This window comes from Streptomyces triticisoli, from assembly GCF_003270085.1.
Classification (GTDB): Bacteria; Actinomycetota; Actinomycetes; order Streptomycetales; family Streptomycetaceae; genus Streptomyces; species Streptomyces triticisoli.
Window position 1 is genome coordinate 33688 of record NZ_QFDQ01000055.1, and the last position, 17290, is coordinate 50977.

General features: G+C 70.3%; 12 protein-coding genes and 1 pseudogene. 9 read left to right on the plus strand and 4 right to left on the minus strand.

Features of this window, described 5'->3' with window-relative positions; all coding sequences use genetic code 11:
• Positions 1-37 precede the first annotated feature (37 nt).
• The 6 genes and pseudogenes from DEP02_RS10125 (at position 38) to DEP02_RS33915 (ending at position 6577) form a co-directional block, all read left to right on the plus strand.
• Positions 38-622 (plus strand): DUF6932 family protein, encoded by a 585-nt coding sequence (locus DEP02_RS10125; RefSeq protein WP_112467003.1) that lies wholly within the window; start codon positions 38-40, stop codon positions 620-622.
• Positions 619-1548: a hypothetical protein gene (locus DEP02_RS10130; protein ID WP_112467004.1), complete on the plus strand. Its 930-nt coding sequence runs from the start codon at positions 619-621 to the stop codon at positions 1546-1548. Before DEP02_RS10125 ends, DEP02_RS10130 begins: the two co-directional genes overlap by 4 nt.
• A 197-nt stretch (positions 1549-1745) precedes the next feature.
• A pseudogene (locus DEP02_RS10135) lies at positions 1746-2069 on the plus strand (hypothetical protein); the annotation flags it as partial.
• A gap of 145 nt (positions 2070-2214) precedes the next feature.
• On the plus strand, positions 2215-2814 hold the full coding sequence (locus tag DEP02_RS10140; protein ID WP_232839046.1) for an RpnC/YadD family protein: 600 nt from the start codon (positions 2215-2217) through the stop codon (positions 2812-2814).
• Positions 2815-2907: 93 nt separating this feature from the next.
• Complete coding sequence (locus DEP02_RS10145) at positions 2908-3246, plus strand: hypothetical protein (RefSeq protein ID WP_232839047.1); 339 nt, start codon at positions 2908-2910, stop codon at positions 3244-3246.
• A gap of 223 nt (positions 3247-3469) precedes the next feature.
• The gene (locus DEP02_RS33915) at positions 3470-6577 is read left to right on the plus strand and encodes an FG-GAP repeat domain-containing protein (protein ID WP_112467005.1); all 3108 of its coding nucleotides are present in this window, start codon (positions 3470-3472) and stop codon (positions 6575-6577) included.
• Between the two features lie 94 nt (positions 6578-6671).
• Here DEP02_RS33915 and aspS read toward each other — a convergent pair whose 3' ends face one another.
• The gene (gene aspS, locus DEP02_RS10155) at positions 6672-8435 is read right to left on the minus strand and encodes an aspartate--tRNA ligase (RefSeq protein WP_112467006.1); all 1764 of its coding nucleotides are present in this window, start codon (positions 8433-8435) and stop codon (positions 6672-6674) included.
• Positions 8436-8622: 187 nt separating this feature from the next.
• Here aspS and DEP02_RS10160 point away from each other — a divergent pair, with 187 nt between their 5' ends.
• Positions 8623-10764, plus strand: a complete 2142-nt coding sequence (locus DEP02_RS10160; RefSeq protein ID WP_112467007.1) for a SpoIIE family protein phosphatase — start codon at positions 8623-8625, stop codon at positions 10762-10764.
• Between the two features lie 9 nt (positions 10765-10773).
• Here DEP02_RS10160 and DEP02_RS10165 read toward each other — a convergent pair whose 3' ends face one another.
• The 3 genes from DEP02_RS10165 to DEP02_RS10175 form a co-directional block, all read right to left on the minus strand.
• On the minus strand, positions 10774-11808 hold the full coding sequence (locus tag DEP02_RS10165; RefSeq protein WP_112467008.1) for an AI-2E family transporter: 1035 nt from the start codon (positions 11806-11808) through the stop codon (positions 10774-10776).
• A gap of 483 nt (positions 11809-12291) precedes the next feature.
• Positions 12292-13269: a pirin family protein gene (locus DEP02_RS10170; protein ID WP_112467009.1), complete on the minus strand. Its 978-nt coding sequence runs from the start codon at positions 13267-13269 to the stop codon at positions 12292-12294.
• Between the two features lie 153 nt (positions 13270-13422).
• Positions 13423-13905: an SseB family protein gene (locus DEP02_RS10175; RefSeq protein ID WP_112467010.1), complete on the minus strand. Its 483-nt coding sequence runs from the start codon at positions 13903-13905 to the stop codon at positions 13423-13425.
• Between the two features lie 159 nt (positions 13906-14064).
• Here DEP02_RS10175 and DEP02_RS10180 point away from each other — a divergent pair, with 159 nt between their 5' ends.
• Together DEP02_RS10180 and DEP02_RS10185 are read left to right on the plus strand one after the other, a co-directional pair.
• Positions 14065-15891, plus strand: coding sequence for an acyl-CoA dehydrogenase (locus tag DEP02_RS10180; protein WP_112467011.1), 1827 nt, complete (start codon positions 14065-14067; stop codon positions 15889-15891).
• A gap of 81 nt (positions 15892-15972) precedes the next feature.
• On the plus strand, positions 15973-17277 hold the full coding sequence (locus DEP02_RS10185; protein WP_112467012.1) for a M18 family aminopeptidase: 1305 nt from the start codon (positions 15973-15975) through the stop codon (positions 17275-17277).
• The last annotated feature ends 13 nt before the right edge of the window (positions 17278-17290 follow it).

Below are 17290 nucleotides of genomic sequence, written 5' to 3' on the forward strand. Positions count from 1 at the left end.
CTGTGACGATGTTCTCCGACACTCAACAGGACCTCACGTGCTGCCCACCTTCGCCGCCAACGGATTCCTCCCCCTGGGCTGGTACTCCGTCTCCCTCGACGAGGCGAAGTCCATGCTGGTCAGCGCCCCGGAGTTTCAGGACTGCACGACGCGCACGGCTCTGTGGGACGGCTTACTCGACTATGTCGACCGTTTCCTCACGCTCGAGGACGCGTACGCGGACGTCCTTGCCGGCCTCCGGCTCATTCACCGGATGTGGCTCGGTGGCAGCTTCGTCAGTACGAAACCCGACCCCAGGAACATCGACGCGACGCTTCTGATCGACACCCGGGCCGAGCGTGCGGTGCGCGGCAAACCCGGCTCCAAATGGCTGACCACCGCTTTCCAGAGCCGGGACAGAATGAGGGAGAAGTTCGGCGTCTCTCCCCTCCGCATCGGGTACCAGCCGGTTGCCCGTATCTTCGAGCCGGAGCGCTTCACACCTGAAGAGCGGACATACTTCACGCAACGGGGTGTGTGGGACGACTGGTGGCAGCGCTGCAGGCTGCCCGGCCAGGCCGACCGCTCGCCCTCCGAACAGAGTGCCGCCCCGGCGCGCGGATATCTGGAGGTGCGACTGTGAACGGCGACAGCTGGCGCGAGCGCAGGCGCGCGCTCCTGGGGGACGATCCGACCGCGGCGGACCGGGCAGCCCGGCTCCTGGACGAGCTGGGCACCGAGGACAGGGACGACGAGGAGATCGAGGCCGAACACCGGGCCAGTCGTCTCACCGCGGCACGCGAATACGCGCCGGGGGCACGGCTCGACGAGGAGCTTCAGCTGCGCCTGACCGGCCCGGACACCGAAGCAGGTGCGCTCCGCTTCCAATGGGGGGACGCCCTCCTGCACCCGGTCGAGGCAGCGATCTCCGCTGCCGCGGGCACGCCCGTCCTTCTGGAACTCACCGGCGTCTCGGCGGGCAGCACCGTGGTGCACGCCCGGCCCGTGGCCACCGGTGCCTCCCCGGAGCCGTACACCCTTGACGCCCCCGCCGCCTCCGCGGCAAGCACGGGCATGCGCGCTCTCACCGAGTTGCTGACCGCGCTGGAGTCGGAGAGCGATGTCCGCGAGTGGGCCCGGCTCTTCGACGCCGTGGACTCGCTGTCCCGCGCCCTGAGCAGGTACAGCCTCGACCTGGGGATGACCTGGTACGCCGCCGACGGGGGCATGCGCCGCGCGCAACTGACTGAACGAGGCAGGCGCTACGTGGAACGGTTGCGGGAGACCCGGGACCGCGACCAGGAGATCACGATCTCCGGCCGCATCACCGAACTACGCGAAAGCGGCTGGGTGAAGGTCAAAACAGGGACCGCCAAGAACGCGTACGCCTACGATGTCCGATTCGAAGAGCCGGAAGAGTTGCTGCGCATGCGCCCGGGCCTCGGGGACAACGTCCATTTCCGGGTCCGCTTCCGGCAACGGCTGGACTCTGTGGGCATCGCACGGTCCACCGAGTACACCTACCTTGGCCCGGCGGCCGAACAGACATCCCTTCCGCTCGAACCGTAGGCGCGCCCCGGCCGCCTGACGGGTCGGCCAGGGCCCGGCGCCCGCTGGAGATCGGCTCGCAGCCGTCTTCACCCCTCCGGGTGAACATCAGCAACTGCGCTCGTGCCGGGCCGAGTTGAAGTCATATGCTCCCTGCAGAACACGTATTGGCATGTGCCAGAGGCAATACCCTTTCCGTCTCTTACCACCTCACTCCCATCGCCAACCCGATCATCGAATTCATCGCACAAGGCCCGGACAAGCACCCAGCCGCACAACTGTGGAGGAAACTGGTGGCCGTGGACCTCTCCTTTTACAAGTCACCCCTCTCCGAGGAGCTCCGCGAGGAGGGCCGAGCCGAGGGCGAGGCGCGACGACGCGCCGCCGAGGATGTCCTGGACATCCTGGAAGTGCGCGGCATCGACGTCCCCGAAGCGGTCCGGGAACGCATCACCGGCTGCGGCGACCCCGAGATCCTGCGCCACTGGCACCGGCGTGCCGTCACAGCCCCGACGGCCGAAGACGTCTTTACGGACGAGTAGCTCCAGACCTTGGCAGAGAGGCCGACCCGGTACGCGGACGTCTGGAGGTAGGGCGGTGTACGGCGGGAGCGCAGGCGCGCGCTCCTGAGGGGCGACCCCGCGGCTGCCGAGATCGCCCGGCGCCCCGACCTGTCCCCCGGCGGGCATGGCGTCTGAGCAGGAGCCGGAGGCCGGGGATCCCGACCTGTCCGCGCCCACCATGCCGAGTCTCCATCCGTCGACGCTGGGGTTGACCTTCCGTGTGGACAGCCAGGTCCAGGAACTGACGGTCGACTGTGCCCGGGCGCGGTACGAGCGCGGGGACTCGAAGATCGAGGAAACCCGAGGCGGGCCTACCACCGACAAGCCGACGGCGAAGTACTGGTGCGAGTTCCTGGAAGTCGGCCTGGAGGACACTCCGGCCAGAGAGACATGGAGAGGACTGCAGAAGATGGTCGCCACTTACTTCCCCGGCCGGGGAACCCTCTTCGAGGAGACGTACCTGAAGGGCAAGGCGGAAGGCAAGGCGGAAGGCAAGGCGGAGGGCGAGGCAGCAGGCAAGGTCAAGGGCAAGGCCGAGGACATCCTGCGCGTACTGGAAGTTCGTGAACTCGCGATCTCCGACAACGTCCGCGAACGCGTCACCGCCTGCACCGACCTCGACACACTCACCGCCTGGTTCGACCGTTCCCTGACGGCCGCCAAGGCCGAGGACATGTTCAAGGAGGACCCGGAGACCTCCAAGGACGGCCCTGGCCATGCATGAGCCCCGCACATCCCCTTTCCTCGACTGCACCGCCGCATGAGCCCGGAAATGCGGGAGAAAGTGTCGGGCCGAGCCGGGGTCACGGCATTCTGCATGGCCATCGGGGTGGCCCCGGAAGCGGCGATCGCCGATCACAAGGCGCATCTGAACGAGATCAGCCGAAGGGACTCCCTGTCCCTCGACGATGTCGTCTGTCTCCGCGCCATGGCGGGCAACTGGACCGAGGAGTACATGCAGGGCTGGGCCGCCGGTTTCGCCGAGGGACGGGCCACAGCGGTCCTGCGGCTCCTGCAGGGCCGGGACATCGAGGTCACCGGCAACACATGGGAACGCGTGACGACCTGCTCCGATCTGGCCACCCTCACCCGGTGGCTGAAGCTGGCCACCACGGTCACCCGGGCCGAGGACCTCTTCACCGAGCCCCCGGCCTGAGTCCCCAGTAACCACCCACACGGAAAAGCGGCCCGGAGCCCCCTGATCGGTTCCGGGCCGCTTCGTCTCCGTAGGCACCCCCTTCATCGGGTTCGGCCGGTGGCATGACGATGCGGTCGACGCCCTTTCGAGATCCAGGGAACGCGGAAAAGGACAGCAAAACCCTGGTAAAGTCCGCCCACTTGGGCGAGGGCAGGGGACCCTCGCCGGGAGGGAACCTCACGTGGGCAGACACGCCCTGGGACGGGGCGGACTGGCCGCCACCGTCGCCACGCTCGCGGTCGCCGTCATGGCCGCGTCCGCCACCGTCCTCGCCGGGGGCGGCGACCCCGCCCAGGCCGCGGGCGCGCAGAACGCGGCCGGCACCACCGAGATCACGCTCACCGACCCGTCCTCGGCCCAGCCGCGCTTCGACCAGCCGTTCGCGGCCGGCCCCAGCGGCTTCCTGCACGGGCAGTCCGGGATTGCCGGACTGCTGTGGACGAGCTACGCCGACGGCACCACCGTCAGTGTGCGCACCCCGGACGGCCTCTTCACGCCGACGGGACCGTGCAGTACCTTCAGCTCGACGTGCCAGCAGGCCTGGTACGGCTCGGACGGTGACCTCGTCGCCCTGCCGACGAGCACGTCCGACACGACCGTCACCCTGTGGGATCCGGCCACGCGCAAGACGTCGACCGTGACGTCCGCGTACCCCTACCGGGCGCTGGCCGGGACCACCGTCGTCACCAGCCGTACCCTCATCGACACCGTGGACGGCGAGCGCCGTGAACGCCCCTTCACTCCGGCCGAGGTGACCGTCAACAACGGCTACGTCATGGCCGCCGACGCGGCCGGGGTGCTGGTCAGGTGGGGCACCGGTCTGTACTACATCGACATCGAGTCGGCCGCCGCCACCAAGGCGTTCAGCGGCGTCTCCGCCACCGCCCCCGTCGTCCTGAGCGAGGGCCGGATCGGCTGGTACGGCGACGGAGGCCTGCACTTCAAGCCGCGCAGCGAGCCGGGTGGCGAGGAGGAGTTCGTCGAGCTGCCGGGGCCCTACCAGTTCGCCAAGCCCGTCCTGACCGGTGACTGGCTGCTGCTGCCTCCGCAGACGGGCGCCGGCACCAGCACCACCAGTCTGACGGCCCTCTCCCTCATCGACGGCTCGTCCCGCACCCTGCTGGACAAGGCCGGCAAGGCCGCGGTCCGCGGCCCCGGCGACACTGCTCTCGTCACCGGCGGCACGGGCGCCACCGACTGGTGGGTGCAGCGCGTGAGCCTGACCGCGGACGGCACGCCGGAGCTGACGAAGTTGTACCAGGTGCCCGCACGGGAGAACGCCAAGACGGGCATCGCCCTCAGCCGCGGCAGCCTGCGGGTCGCGGAGCACGACCCCGAGCACGCCAACGGCTTCGACACCACCTCCGTACGGACCCTGACGACCAACGGCGGTACGGCGCTCACCGCGTCCCCTGCCACCGAGAGCACCAAGATCCTCCCGAAGTGCCCCCACCCGGACACCCCGTGCCCGACGCTGTGGGGCAACATGGTCACCTCGCCCCGGGACGTCTACCTGGAGGAGGTCGCCCACCAGGACGAGGACGACCCCCTGCCGGGCACGGACCGGCTGGTCCCGATCGGCTACCAGCCCCTGTGGTTCAACACCACGGGCGGCAGCATCGTCGACGTCTCCGACGACTACGTGGTCTACGACTCCCGCGGTGCCGCCCCGGCCCAGTACGTCGGCCGGTTCGGCTACGGCCAGTTGCTGAAGCGTTCGGTCCGGGCGGCCGCCCTCAACGGCCCCGTCCTGTGGAGCGCCACCACCACCGCCGGCCGGGTCACCTCCTACAGCCTGACGGAGAAGAAGACCCTCACCACGGTCACCGTCCCGGGCGCGCGCTGCGTCCCGAGCGAGCTGCAGGCGGCGGGCCGCTGGCTGTACTGGGCCTGCGGCACCACCTCGGCGGGCGTGTACGACACCAAGGCCGGCACCTCCCGCGCTGTCACCCCGGGTGACGTCCTGCTCGGCGACGGCTTCACGGTCCGGCACGACCACGGGGCCGGCACCCTCGTCCTGACCGACGCGGCCACCGGCGCCACCCGCGTCCTGGCCTCCGATGTGCCGGACACCGGCCCGGCCGCCGACCGCCGCCAACGCTGGACCGTGGACGAGTACACGGGCCTGGTCGCCTGGTTCGACGTCCACGAGCGCACCCACGTCGCCACGACCGGCTTCACCCCGTCGGCCCCGACCGCGTTCGAGACGGACACCGCCACCCAGATCAACCTGACCACCTCGACGCCCTGGACCGGCACCTGGCTGCTGTCCCGCCCCGTCACCTCCTGGTCGCTGACGTTCACGTCGGCGGAGATCGGCGAGACCGGCAGGGCCACCCGCACCCTCACCGGCGGCGCGGCCACCGCACGGGTGACGGCCAAGTGGAACGGCAAGACGGCGGGCGGCGTCCGCTTCCCCAACGGGCGGTTCAAGTGGACCCTGAAGGCGACCGGCCTCGGCACCTCCAAGGCCGTGACCGTCGGCAGCGGCAGCGGCTCGTTGATCGGAGGCTCGCCCGTACGCCACGACTACCTCGGTTCGGACGGCATCGGCGACCTGCTCACCATGAACTCCAAGGGCTCCCTGACCATCCACCGGGGCACGGCCAAGGGCACCCTCTCGACCAAGGTGAGCGGAACCGGCTGGCCGAAGGGGACCACGGTCGTGCCCTTCGGCGACCTGAACGGCGACCGCTGCAACGACCTCGTCGTGCGGCCGGGCAACGGCTCGCTGCGGCTGTACAAGCCGAAGTGCGGGGCCGCGCTGAAGGCGTCGACGCCGTACACCACGATCGGCAAGAGCGGCTGGAACCAGTACGACGTCATGGTCTCGACCGGTGACATCACCGGGGACGGACGCCCGGACCTGATCACCCGCAAGGCGTCCACCGGGGACATGTACCTCCACAAGGGCACCAGCACGGGCAAGCTCTCCGCCCGCGTCAAGATCGCGAGCAACTGGAAGAAGTACAAGAAGATCGTCGCCGTCGGCGACATCACCGGTGACGGCATCGGCGACCTGCTCGCCCAGGACAAGTCCAACAACCTCTACCGCTACAACGGCACACGCACCGGCACCTTCAAGGCCCGCGTCAGGATCGCCACCAAGTGGGGCGGCTCCTACAACGCCGTCGTCGGCGTGGGCGACCTCAACCGCGACGGCATCGGCGACCTGATCTCCCGGGACACCTCCGGCAGGCTGTTCCGCAACTACGGCAACGGAAAGGGCGGCATCGGCGCGCGGACGCAGATCGGCACCGGCTGGGGCGGATACAAGGCCCTGTACTGAGCCCTGTACCACCCACGTCCCCGACCACGTCCGAACAGAAAGCGGCTCGGAACCGGACACCGGTTCCGAGCCGCTTTCATGTTGTGGTCCCGCCCTACTTCGGCTGCGGCTTGCGCACCGTCAGGTGCAGTTCCTTCAGCCGCGCCTCGTCCAGTTCCGTGGGCGCGCCCATCATCAGGTCCTGGGCGTTGCCGTTGAGCGGGAAGGCGATGGTCTCGCGGATGTTGGGCTCGTCGGCCAGCAGCATGACGATGCGGTCGATGCCCGGGGCGATGCCGCCGTGCGGCGGGGCGCCGAAGCGGAAGGCGCGGAGCATGCCCGCGAACTTCTCCTCCACCGTCTCGCGGTCGTAGCCCGCGATCTCGAAGGCCTTGAGCATGATCTCCGGCTCGTGGTTCCGGATGGCGCCGGAGGACAGCTCGACGCCGTTGCAGACGATGTCGTACTGCCAGCCCAGGATGTCCAGCGGGTCCTGGGTCTCCAGGGCCTCCAGGCCGCCCTGCGGCATGGAGAACGGGTTGTGCGAGAAGTCGATCCCGCCGGTCTCCTCGTCCTTCTCGTACATCGGGAAGTCGACGATCCAGCAGAAGCGGAACACGCCCTCCTCGAAGTGACCCGCCCGGCGCGCGGCCTCGACCCGGACCGCGCCCATGATCTTCGAGACCTCGTCGAACTCGCCCGCGCCGAAGAACACCGCGTGGCCGGGGGCCAGGGAGAGGCGCTTGGTCAGCTCGGCGACGTTCTCCTCGGTGAGGAACTTCGCGATCGGGCCGGTCAGCGAGCCGTCCTCGGTCACCCGCACCCACGCCAGGCCCTTCGCGCCCAGCGAGACCGCGAAGTCACCCAGCTGGTCGAAGAACCTGCGCGGCTGGTCCTGGACCGCCGGCACCGGCAGCGCGCGCACGTGCTTGCCCGCGAACGCCTTGAACTCCGAACCCTCGAAGACGTCGGTGATGTCGACGAGCTCCAGCTGGGCACGCAGGTCCGGCTTGTCGGAGCCGTACTTCAGCATCGCCTCGCGGAACGGGATCCGCGGGAAGGGCGAGGTGACGTGACGGCCGCCGCCGAACTCCTCGAACAGCTCCGTCATCAGCCGCTCGATCGGCTGGAACACGTCCTCCTGCTCGACGAAGCTCAGCTCCACGTCGAGCTGGTAGAACTCGCCCGGCGAGCGGTCCGCGCGCGCGTCCTCGTCGCGGAAGCAGGGCGCGATCTGGAAGTAGCGGTCGAAGCCGGAGATCATCAGCAGCTGCTTGAACTGCTGCGGCGCCTGCGGGAGGGCGTAGAACCTGCCCGGGTGCACCCGGGAGGGGACCACGTAGTCGCGGGCGCCCTCGGGGGAGGTGGCGGACAGGATCGGCGTCGCCATCTCGTTGAAGCCCATCGCCGCCATCTTGTGACGGATCGCCGAGATCACCGCCGTGCGCAGCATGATGTTGCGGTGCATGCGCTCGCGGCGCAGGTCCAGGAAGCGGTACTCCAGGCGCCGCTCCTCGTTGACCCCGTCCTCGGTGTTGATCGTGAAGGGGAGCGGGGCCGCCGCGCCGAGCACCTCGACCTCGCCGACCTCGACCTCGACCTCACCGGTGGGCAGCTCCGGGTTCACGTTCTCGGTTCCACGTGAAACAACCTTGCCGTCGACGCGGACCACCGTCTCCTTGGACAGCTTGTCCAGCGCCTCGTACGCGGGCGTGCCGGGACGGGCCACGAGCTGCGTGATGCCGTAGTGGTCGCGCAGATCGATGAAGAGGATGCCGCCCAGGTCGCGCCGATTGTGCAGCCAGCCACTGAGCCGGACGCCGGTGCCGACGTCAGAGGCGCGGAGCTCGCCGCAGGTGTGGGACCTGTACCGATGCATCGTCGTTCATCCAGTCTTCGCGGATCGGGATCACCGGGGCGCGGACACGGCCCGGACCTACCCAGCGTACCGGCCGCCCCCACCTCGGCTCCCCACCCTTTGAGGGCGGCACAGCGGAGCCGTACGGGACCGCGCACCCGTACGCCATCAGTGGCAGTGTTCGATCGTCTCTTCTTACAGTGGGTCAATGCGCACTGGTGAGCCCCTGCCCGCCGTGGGGGACGTACTCGCCGCCCTCGCGACCGGCATGTGGCACTGGGACACCGCCACGGGGACGGTGTCGGTCGACGCCGAGGCGGCTCGGCTGCTCGGCCTGCCCGCCGAGCGGGCCACCCTCACTGAGGCCCAGGTACGGGCCCGCCTTCACCCGGTCGACTGGAACGAGATCACGGGCGTCGTGCAGCTCGCCGTCGCCGAGGACACCCTCGCCGAGGTGCGCATCCGGATCATGGACGAGCGGAACCGGATCATCCGGGTGGTGCGCAGCCGCTCCAAGCCGACCTTCGACGCCCGGAGGAAGGCGTACGAACTGATCGGCACGCTGCAGGAGGTCGCCGAGCCGACACCGGGCTCCCCGGCCGGGCGCAGGGCGGTCACCGGCGACTGGCGGCGCTCCCGCGAGGCGTTCCTGCTGGACGCCGGCCGGGCGCTGGCCGAGGCCCGCTCCACCGCGGAGGTGCTGCGGGTCGCGGCGGGCCTGTCGATGCCCGGGTTCTCGCCGGACGGGCTGGCCGTCTTCGGTGTGGAGGGCGACCGGCTGACGGTCGTCGGCCACCACGGACAGCGGCCCGGTGACGAGGGCCCCTTCCTGCACATGACACTGGAGACGGACTACCCGGCCGCCGAGGTGGTGCGCACCGGACGGGCGGTCTACCTGTCCTCCCCGGAGCAGTACAGGTCCCGCTACCCGCTCACCTGGCCGCTCGCCGAACGCTTCAACCGCCGCTCCTGGGCCTTCCTGCCGCTGACCGTCTCGGGCCGCACGATGGGCGCCTGGATGGCCGCCTTCTCCTACCCGGTGGCCTTCACGCCCGACGAGCGCTCGGTGCTGACCACGGTGGCCCGGATGCTCGCCCAGGCCCTGTCCCGCGCCGGGACCGCCGAGACCGAGCGGGAGCTGAGCGAGAACCTGCAGCGCTCGATGATGCCCACGCTGGGCCCCGATGTCCCCGGCATGGACGTGGCCGCCCGCTACGTCCCCACCGGCGGCGGCCTCCAGATCGGCGGCGACTGGTACGACATGATCCCGCTGCCCGGGGGCACCTCGCGGTCCGGCACGAAGTCCGGCTCGGGGCGTTTCGCCCTGGTCATGGGGGACGTCCAGGGACACGACGTACGCGCCGCGGGCCTGATGGGCCAGTTGCGCATCGCACTGCGCGCCTACGCCTCCGAGGGGCACCCGCCGGACGCGGTGCTCTCCCGCGCCTCCCGCTTCCTGCACGGCATGACCGGCGGTGACAGCAGCGAGGGCGGCGCCGAGCTGCGCTTCGCGACCTGCCTGTACGCCGAGGTCGACCCCCGCAGCGGCGTGGTGGAGATCGCCCGCGCGGGCCACCCGGACCCGGTGATCCGCATGGCGGACGGCACGGTGCTGATGCGGCCGACGGCCGGCGGGCTGCCGCTGGGCGTCTACCCGGACACCGACTACCCGACCACCCGGTTCACCCTGGAACCGGGCGAGACGATGATGATCTGCACGGACGGCCTGATCGAGACCGGCGGCCACGACCTGGACACCGGCTGGCAGCGGATCCGTACGGCCCTGGAGCGGCACGGGGGCGACACCGAGGAACTCGCCGACGCACTCGTCCAGGCCGTGTACGGGCCCTCCTCGCACCACACCCCGGGGCCGCTGATCGACCGGCGCGAGGACGACATCGCCGTCCTGCTGCTGAGCCGGCACGGCGAGGAAGGCGTCCTCCTCCCGGAAGTGCGGCGCACCCTGCTGACGGTCGCGCAGGACGAGCCCGAGCGGGTGGCGGCCGCCCGGCAGCAGCTGCGCGAGGTGCTGCACGACTGGGCGTCCGAGGACCAGGTGGACTCGGCGGTGCTGCTGCTGTCGGAGCTGCTCACCAACGTGCTCGTGCACACCGACAGCGACGCGCTGCTGCTGGCCGAGGTCGGCGGGGAGAAGGGCGAGCGGCGGCTGCGGGTGGAGGTCACCGACGCCGGCGACGACCTGCCGCACAAGCGCCGGCCCGGGGAGCTGGCCTCCTCCGGGCGCGGCCTGGTGCTGACCGAGCTGCTCGCGAACGCGTGGGGGGTCGTGCCGCGGGGGCGGGGCAAGAACATCTGGTTCGAGCTGTACGAGTCTCCGGCGGGCCCGTGAAGCCCGCCCCTACGGGGCAGCCGCGTACCGTTCCCGCAGCTCGTGGGTGATCCCGAACACCGCCGCCGTGAGCGGCACCGCGAGCAGCATCCCGACGATCCCGGCGACCGACGCGCCCGCGGTGATCGCCAGCAGCACCACGGCCGGGTGCATCCGCACGGTCCGGCTCTGGATCATCGGCTGCAGCACGTGCCCCTCCAGCACCTGCACGGCGAGCACCACGCCGAGCACCCACAGCGCGACGACGAACCCGCGGTCGGCGAGGGCGACGAGCACGGCGACGGTACCGGAGAGGAAGGCGCCCAGGTAGGGGATGTAGCCGCCGACGAAGACCAGCGCGCCGAGTCCCAGGGCGCCCGGCACCCGGAGCAGGAGCAGGCCGGCCGTGATGCAGACGGCGTCGATGAGCGCGATGAACGTCGTACCGCGCATGAAGCCCTCCACGCCCTCGAAGGCCCGCCGGGCCATGGCCTCCGCGGCGTCGGCGGTGCCGGGCGGGACGAACGTGCGCAGGGCGCCGGTGGCCCGGTCCGCGTCGCGCAGGAAGAAGAACACGAGCAGCAGGGCCAGTACGGCCATGGCGAGCCACTCCCCGACCACGCTGACCCCGCTGATGACGTTGGACACGGCCGTCCCGCCGAACTTCTCCAGCAGCCGCCTGCCGTGGGAGGCCAGGTCGTCCAGCGAGGTCCCGGCCCCGCCGAAGTACGTGGCGAGCGACTTCCCGGCCCGCTTGAGGGAGGCGACGATCTGGTCCCCGCTGTCGATCAGCGCGGTCACGACGATGTAGACGGCCCCGCCGACGACCACCACGACGGCCACGCAGGTGATCCCCGCGGCGAGCGAACGGTTGACGTGCCCGGCCACGAGCCGCCGGAACAACGGCCGCAGCAGAGCGGTCCCCAGCAGGGCGAGCAGCACGGGCGTGACGGCGGTCCGGAAGGTCACGCACAGCCGGACCCCGATCCACACCACCCCGGACACCAGCAGCACGACGGCACACCAGGAGGCGAGACGCCGGACGGGCTCGGGCAGTAACAGCACAGGAACAGCTGACTACACGTCACCCGCGAGCGCCCCGCGACCCGCCCGAGGTCCCCTGTCCGGCCGCCGGGGACCGCCCGCCCCCGGACCCCCGCTTCGGCACTTCGGCCTGAACGGCCTCGTCCTCGAAGGACGGACAGGTTGATGGATACGGACGCGGCCTCGAAGGTCCCCACGGACGCATCCCGGCCCCGAACCCCGGTTCGAGGTACCGACCGGGGCGCCGTCCCCGCAAGCACCGGGCCCGCACGGGACAACCCGACGAATACCTGACGGAAACCTGGCGAAAAGGGACGGCTCCGGGCGGCACCGCCCGCCGGACGTCGAACCGGTGGGGCCCGCCCGACACAAACCCCGAACCGGTGGAGGCCGCCCGACACGGACCCCGGGCCGGTGGGGCCCGCCCCGTACGGGCTCACCCCCGTGGGGAGTCCACCCCCGCACAGGGGTGAGTCGCCGCAGCGGGCCCGGGGTCCTCGGTCGTCAGTCCCGCGGGCCCTTCTCCGTCATGCCGTGGACGGCCGGGACGGTCCCCAGGCGGCCCTTCTGGAAGTCCTCGAAGGCCTGCTGGAGTTCCTCGCGGGTGTTCATGACGAAGGGGCCGTAGTGGGCCATCGGCTCACGGATCGGCTGCCCGCCGAGGAGGACGACCTCCAGGTCGGGCGTGTGGGAGTCCTGCTTGTCGTCCGCGCGGACGGTCAGCGAGGAGCCCGCGCCGAAGACGGCGGTCTGGCCCAGGTGGATCGGCCGCCGCTCGGCGCCGACCGCGCCGCGGCCGGCCAGGACGTACGCCAGGCCGTTGAAGTCCTCCCGCCAGGGCAGGGTGACCTCGGCGCCCGGCGCGAGGGTCGCGTGGATCATCGTGATCGGCGTGTGCGTGATGCCGGGGCCCTCGTGGCCGTCCAGCTCACCGGCGATCACCCGGAGCAGCGCGCCGCCGTCCGGGGAGGTCAGGAGCTGCACCTGACCGCCGCGGATGTCCTGGTAGCGGGGGGCCATCATCTTGTCCTTGGCCGGCAGGTTCACCCACAGCTGCAGGCCGTGGAAGAGACCGCCGGACATGACCAGGTGCTCCGGCGGCGCCTCGATGTGGAGGAGGCCCGAGCCCGCCGTCATCCACTGGGTGTCGCCGTTGGTGATGGTGCCGCCACCGCCGTTGGAGTCCTGGTGGTCGAAGACGCCGTCGATGATGTACGTAACGGTCTCGAAGCCGCGGTGGGGGTGCCAGGGGGTGCCCTTGGGCTCACCCGGCGCGTACTCCACCTCACCCATCTGGTCCATCATGATGAACGGGTCGAGATGGCGGTAGTTGATCCCGGCGAACGCCCGGCGCACCGGGAAGCCCTCGCCCTCGAAGCCGCTCGGCGCGGTCGTGACGGTGAGCACGGGACGTGCCACGGCATCGGCCGGAGCTGCCACACGGGGCAGCGTCAGCGGGTTCTCGACGGTCACTGCAGGCATGTCGGTTCCTCCTTGTGCGCCCAGCTTAGTTGAGCGTTGAACTTTCTACCAGATTCAACAGCAAGGAGCCCGGAGGACATTCCCTCCGGGCCCCTCACGCCGAGCGCACCGCTGCCGACAGGCCCGGCCACGCCTCAGCCGTACGGCCGCGCCTCAGCCGTACATCCGGCGCATCGCGAACTCCACCATCTGCTCGACCGCCTTGGCGTCGAACACGATCCGGTGCTCGCCCTCCATGTCCAGCACGAAGCCGTAGCCGGTGGGCAGCAGGTCGATCACCTCGGCACCGGTGATCACGAAGTACTTGGACTCCTTGCCGGCGTACCGCCGCAGCTCCTTGAGCGAGGTGAACATCGGGATCACCGGCTGCTGGGTGTTGTGCAGCGCGAGGAACCCGGGGTTGTCCCCGCGTGGGCAGTACACCTTGGAGGTCGCGAAGATCTGCTGGAAGTCCTCCGCGATGAGCTGCCCCGTGGTGAAGGCGCGTACCGCGTCCGCGAGCGAGGGCGGCGACGGCTCGGGGTAGAGCGGCGCCTGCTGCCCGTACCCTCCGACGCCGCCGGGCATCTGCTGCTGCGGGGGGACGTATCCCTGCTGTGCTGCCCCGTTGTCCATCGGCTGGCCGTATCCGTACATGCCCCAAAGCGTACTGACCCGGCGAGGGCTGGGTCACAGTAACCCGGATCAGGGTTGCTTCTTATTACCGGCGGGTAGCATCATCGGAGTTACTAGTTGGTACGTGAACCAGATGCGAGGAGTCAGTGCCTCGCCGAGTCATCGACGGGAGCCGTGGCCATGGGGCACTACAAGTCGAATCTCCGCGACATCGAGTTCAACCTCTTCGAAGTGCTCGGACGTGACGAGCTGTACGGCACCGGACCGTTCCAGGAGATGGACACCGACACCGCCAGGACCATCCTGGAGGAGCTGGCCCGCCTCTCCGAGAACGAGCTGGCCGAGTCCTTCGCCGACGCCGACCGCAACCCGCCGGTGTTCGACCCCGAGACCAACACCGCGCCGGTACCGGAGAGCTTCAGGAAGAGCTACGAGGCCTTCATGGACTCCGAGTACTGGCGGCTCGGCCTGCCCGAGGAGATCGGCGGCACCACCGCTCCGCCGTCCCTCATCTGGGCGTACGCGGAGCTGATCCTCGGCTCCAACCCGGCCGTGTGGATGTACTCCTCCGGCCCGGCGTTCGCCCGCATCCTCTTCGAGGAGGGCACCGAGGAGCAGAAGAAGCTCGCGCAGATCGCCGTCGACAAGCGGTGGGGCTCCACCATGGTGCTCACCGAGCCCGACGCGGGCTCCGACGTGGGCGCCGGCCGCACCAGGGCGGTCCAGCAGGAGGACGGCTCCTGGCACATCGAGGGCGTGAAGCGCTTCATCACCTCCGGTGAGCACGACATGGAGGAGAACATCCTCCACTACGTCCTCGCCCGCCCCGAGGGCGCCGGCCCCGGCACCAAGGGCCTGTCCCTCTTCCTCGTCCCGAAGTACCTCTTCGACTTCGAGACCGGCGAGCTGGGCGAGCGCAACGGCGTCTACGCCACCAACGTCGAGCACAAGATGGGCCTGAAGGTCTCCAACACCTGCGAGATGACCTTCGGCGACCGCCACCCCGCCAAGGGCTGGCTGATCGGCGACAAGCACGAGGGCATCCGCCAGATGTTCCGCATCATCGAGTTCGCCCGCATGATGGTCGGCACGAAGGCGATCTCCACGCTGTCGACCGGCTACCTCAACGCGCTGGAGTACGCCAAGGAGCGCGTCCAGGGTCCGGACCTGGCGAACTTCATGGACAAGACCGCGCCCAAGGTCACCATCACCCACCACCCCGACGTGCGCCGCTCGCTGATGACGCAGAAGGCGTACGCCGAGGGAATGCGCGCCCTCGTCCTCTACACCGCCTCCGTCCAGGACGCGATCGCCGTGAAGGAGGCCGGCGGCGAGGACGCCTCCACCGAGCACGCGCTCAACGACCTGCTCCTGCCCATCGTCAAGGGCTACGGCTCCGAGAAGGGCTACGAGCAGCTCGCCCAGTCCCTGCAGACCCTCGGCGGCTCCGGCTTCCTGCAGGAGTACCCGATCGAGCAGTACATCCGCGACGCCAAGATCGACACCCTGTACGAGGGCACCACGGCGATCCAGGGCCAGGACTTCTTCTTCCGGAAGATCGTCCGCAACCAGGGCGCCGCGCTGAACTCGCTCGCCGAGGACATCAAGAAGTTCCTGGCGCTCGGCACCGGCGGCGAGGAGCTGGCCGGCGCCCGCGAGCACCTCGCCAAGGCGGCCGTCGAGCTGGAGGCCATCGTCGGCCTGATGCTGACCGACCTGGCGGCCACCGAGCAGGACGTCAAGAACATCTACAAGGTGGGGCTCAACACCACCGGCCTGCTGCTCGCCTCCGGTGACGTGGTCGTCGGCTACCTGCTGCTGAAGGGCGCGGCCATCGCCGCGGAGAAGCTTCCGACGGCGTCGAGCAGGGACAAGGCGTTCTACCAGGGCAAGATCGCGGCGGCGAAGTTCTTCGCGGCCAACGTCCTGCCGGGCGTCACCCTGGCCCGCAAGGTCGCTCAGAACGTGGACCTGGACCTGATGGAGCTGGACGAGGACGCGTTCTAGCCCCCCGGCAGCCGCGGTGCTCACGAGGGTCCGCTCCCGTCGGCGGGAGCGGACCCTCGTGGCGTCGTTAAGGTGAACCCCATGAGTACAAGCCAGCGCTTCGACCTCGGCCACACCGACGACCTGATGTCCTTCCTGGCGGCGAGCCCGTCGCCGTACCACGCCGTGGCGAACGCGGCCGAGCGGCTGGAGAAGGCCGGATTCCGCCGGGTCGCCGAGACGGACGCCTGGGACGGTACGAGCGGCGGAAAGTACGTGCTGCGCGGCGGGGCCATCGTGGCCTGGTACGTCCCCGAGGGCGCCGCGCCGCACACCCCGTTCCGCATCGTCGGCGCCCACACCGACTCCCCGAACCTGCGCGTCAAGCCGCTGCCCGACACCGGGGCGCACGGCTGGCGCCAGGTCGCCGTGGAGATCTACGGCGGCCCGCTGATGAACTCCTGGCTCGACCGCGACCTGGGCCTGGCGGGCCGGCTCACGCTCCGGGACGGCTCCAGTCACCTGGTGAACGTCGACCGCCCGCTGCTGCGCGTCCCCCAGCTGGCGATCCACCTGGACCGCTCGGTCTCCACGGACGGCCTCAAGCTCGACAAGCAGCGCCACCTGCAGCCGGTGTGGGGCCTCGGCGACGACGTCCGCGACGGCGACCTGATCGCCTTCCTGGAGCAGGAGGCCGGGCTCCCGGCGGGCGAGGTGGCCGGCTGGGACCTGATGACCCACTCCGTGGAACCGCCCGCCTACCTGGGCCGGGACCGCGAGCTGGTGGCGGGCCCCCGCATGGACAACCTGCTGTCGGTGCACGCCGGCACGGCGGCGCTGGCCGCCGTGGCGACCGGCCCGGGGGCGGCGGACCTGCCGTACGTCCCGGTGCTGGCCGCCTTCGACCACGAGGAGAACGGCTCCCAGTCGGACACCGGCGCGGACGGCCCGCTGCTCGGCTCGGTGCTGGAGCGCTCGGTGTTCGCGCGGGGAGGATCGCACGAGGACCGGGCGCGTGCCTTCGCCGGCGCGGTCTGCGTCTCCTCCGACACGGGTCACGCCGTCCACCCCAACTACGCCGAGCGGCACGACCCGACCCACCACCCGCGCGCGGGCGGCGGCCCCATCCTCAAGGTCAACGTCAACAACCGCTACGCCACGGACGGTTCGGGCCGCGCGGTCTGGGCGGCGGCCTGCGAGAAGGCCGAAGTCCCCTTCCAGTCCTTCGTCTCCAACAACTCCATGCCCTGCGGCACCACCATCGGCCCCATCACCGCGGCCCGGCACGGCATCCGGACCGTCGACATCGGCGTGGCGATCCTGTCGATGCACAGCGCCCGCGAACTGTGCGCCGCGGACGACCCGTTCCTCCTCGCCAACGCCCTGGTGGCGTTCCTGGAGGGCTGAGAGGGCCCGACCG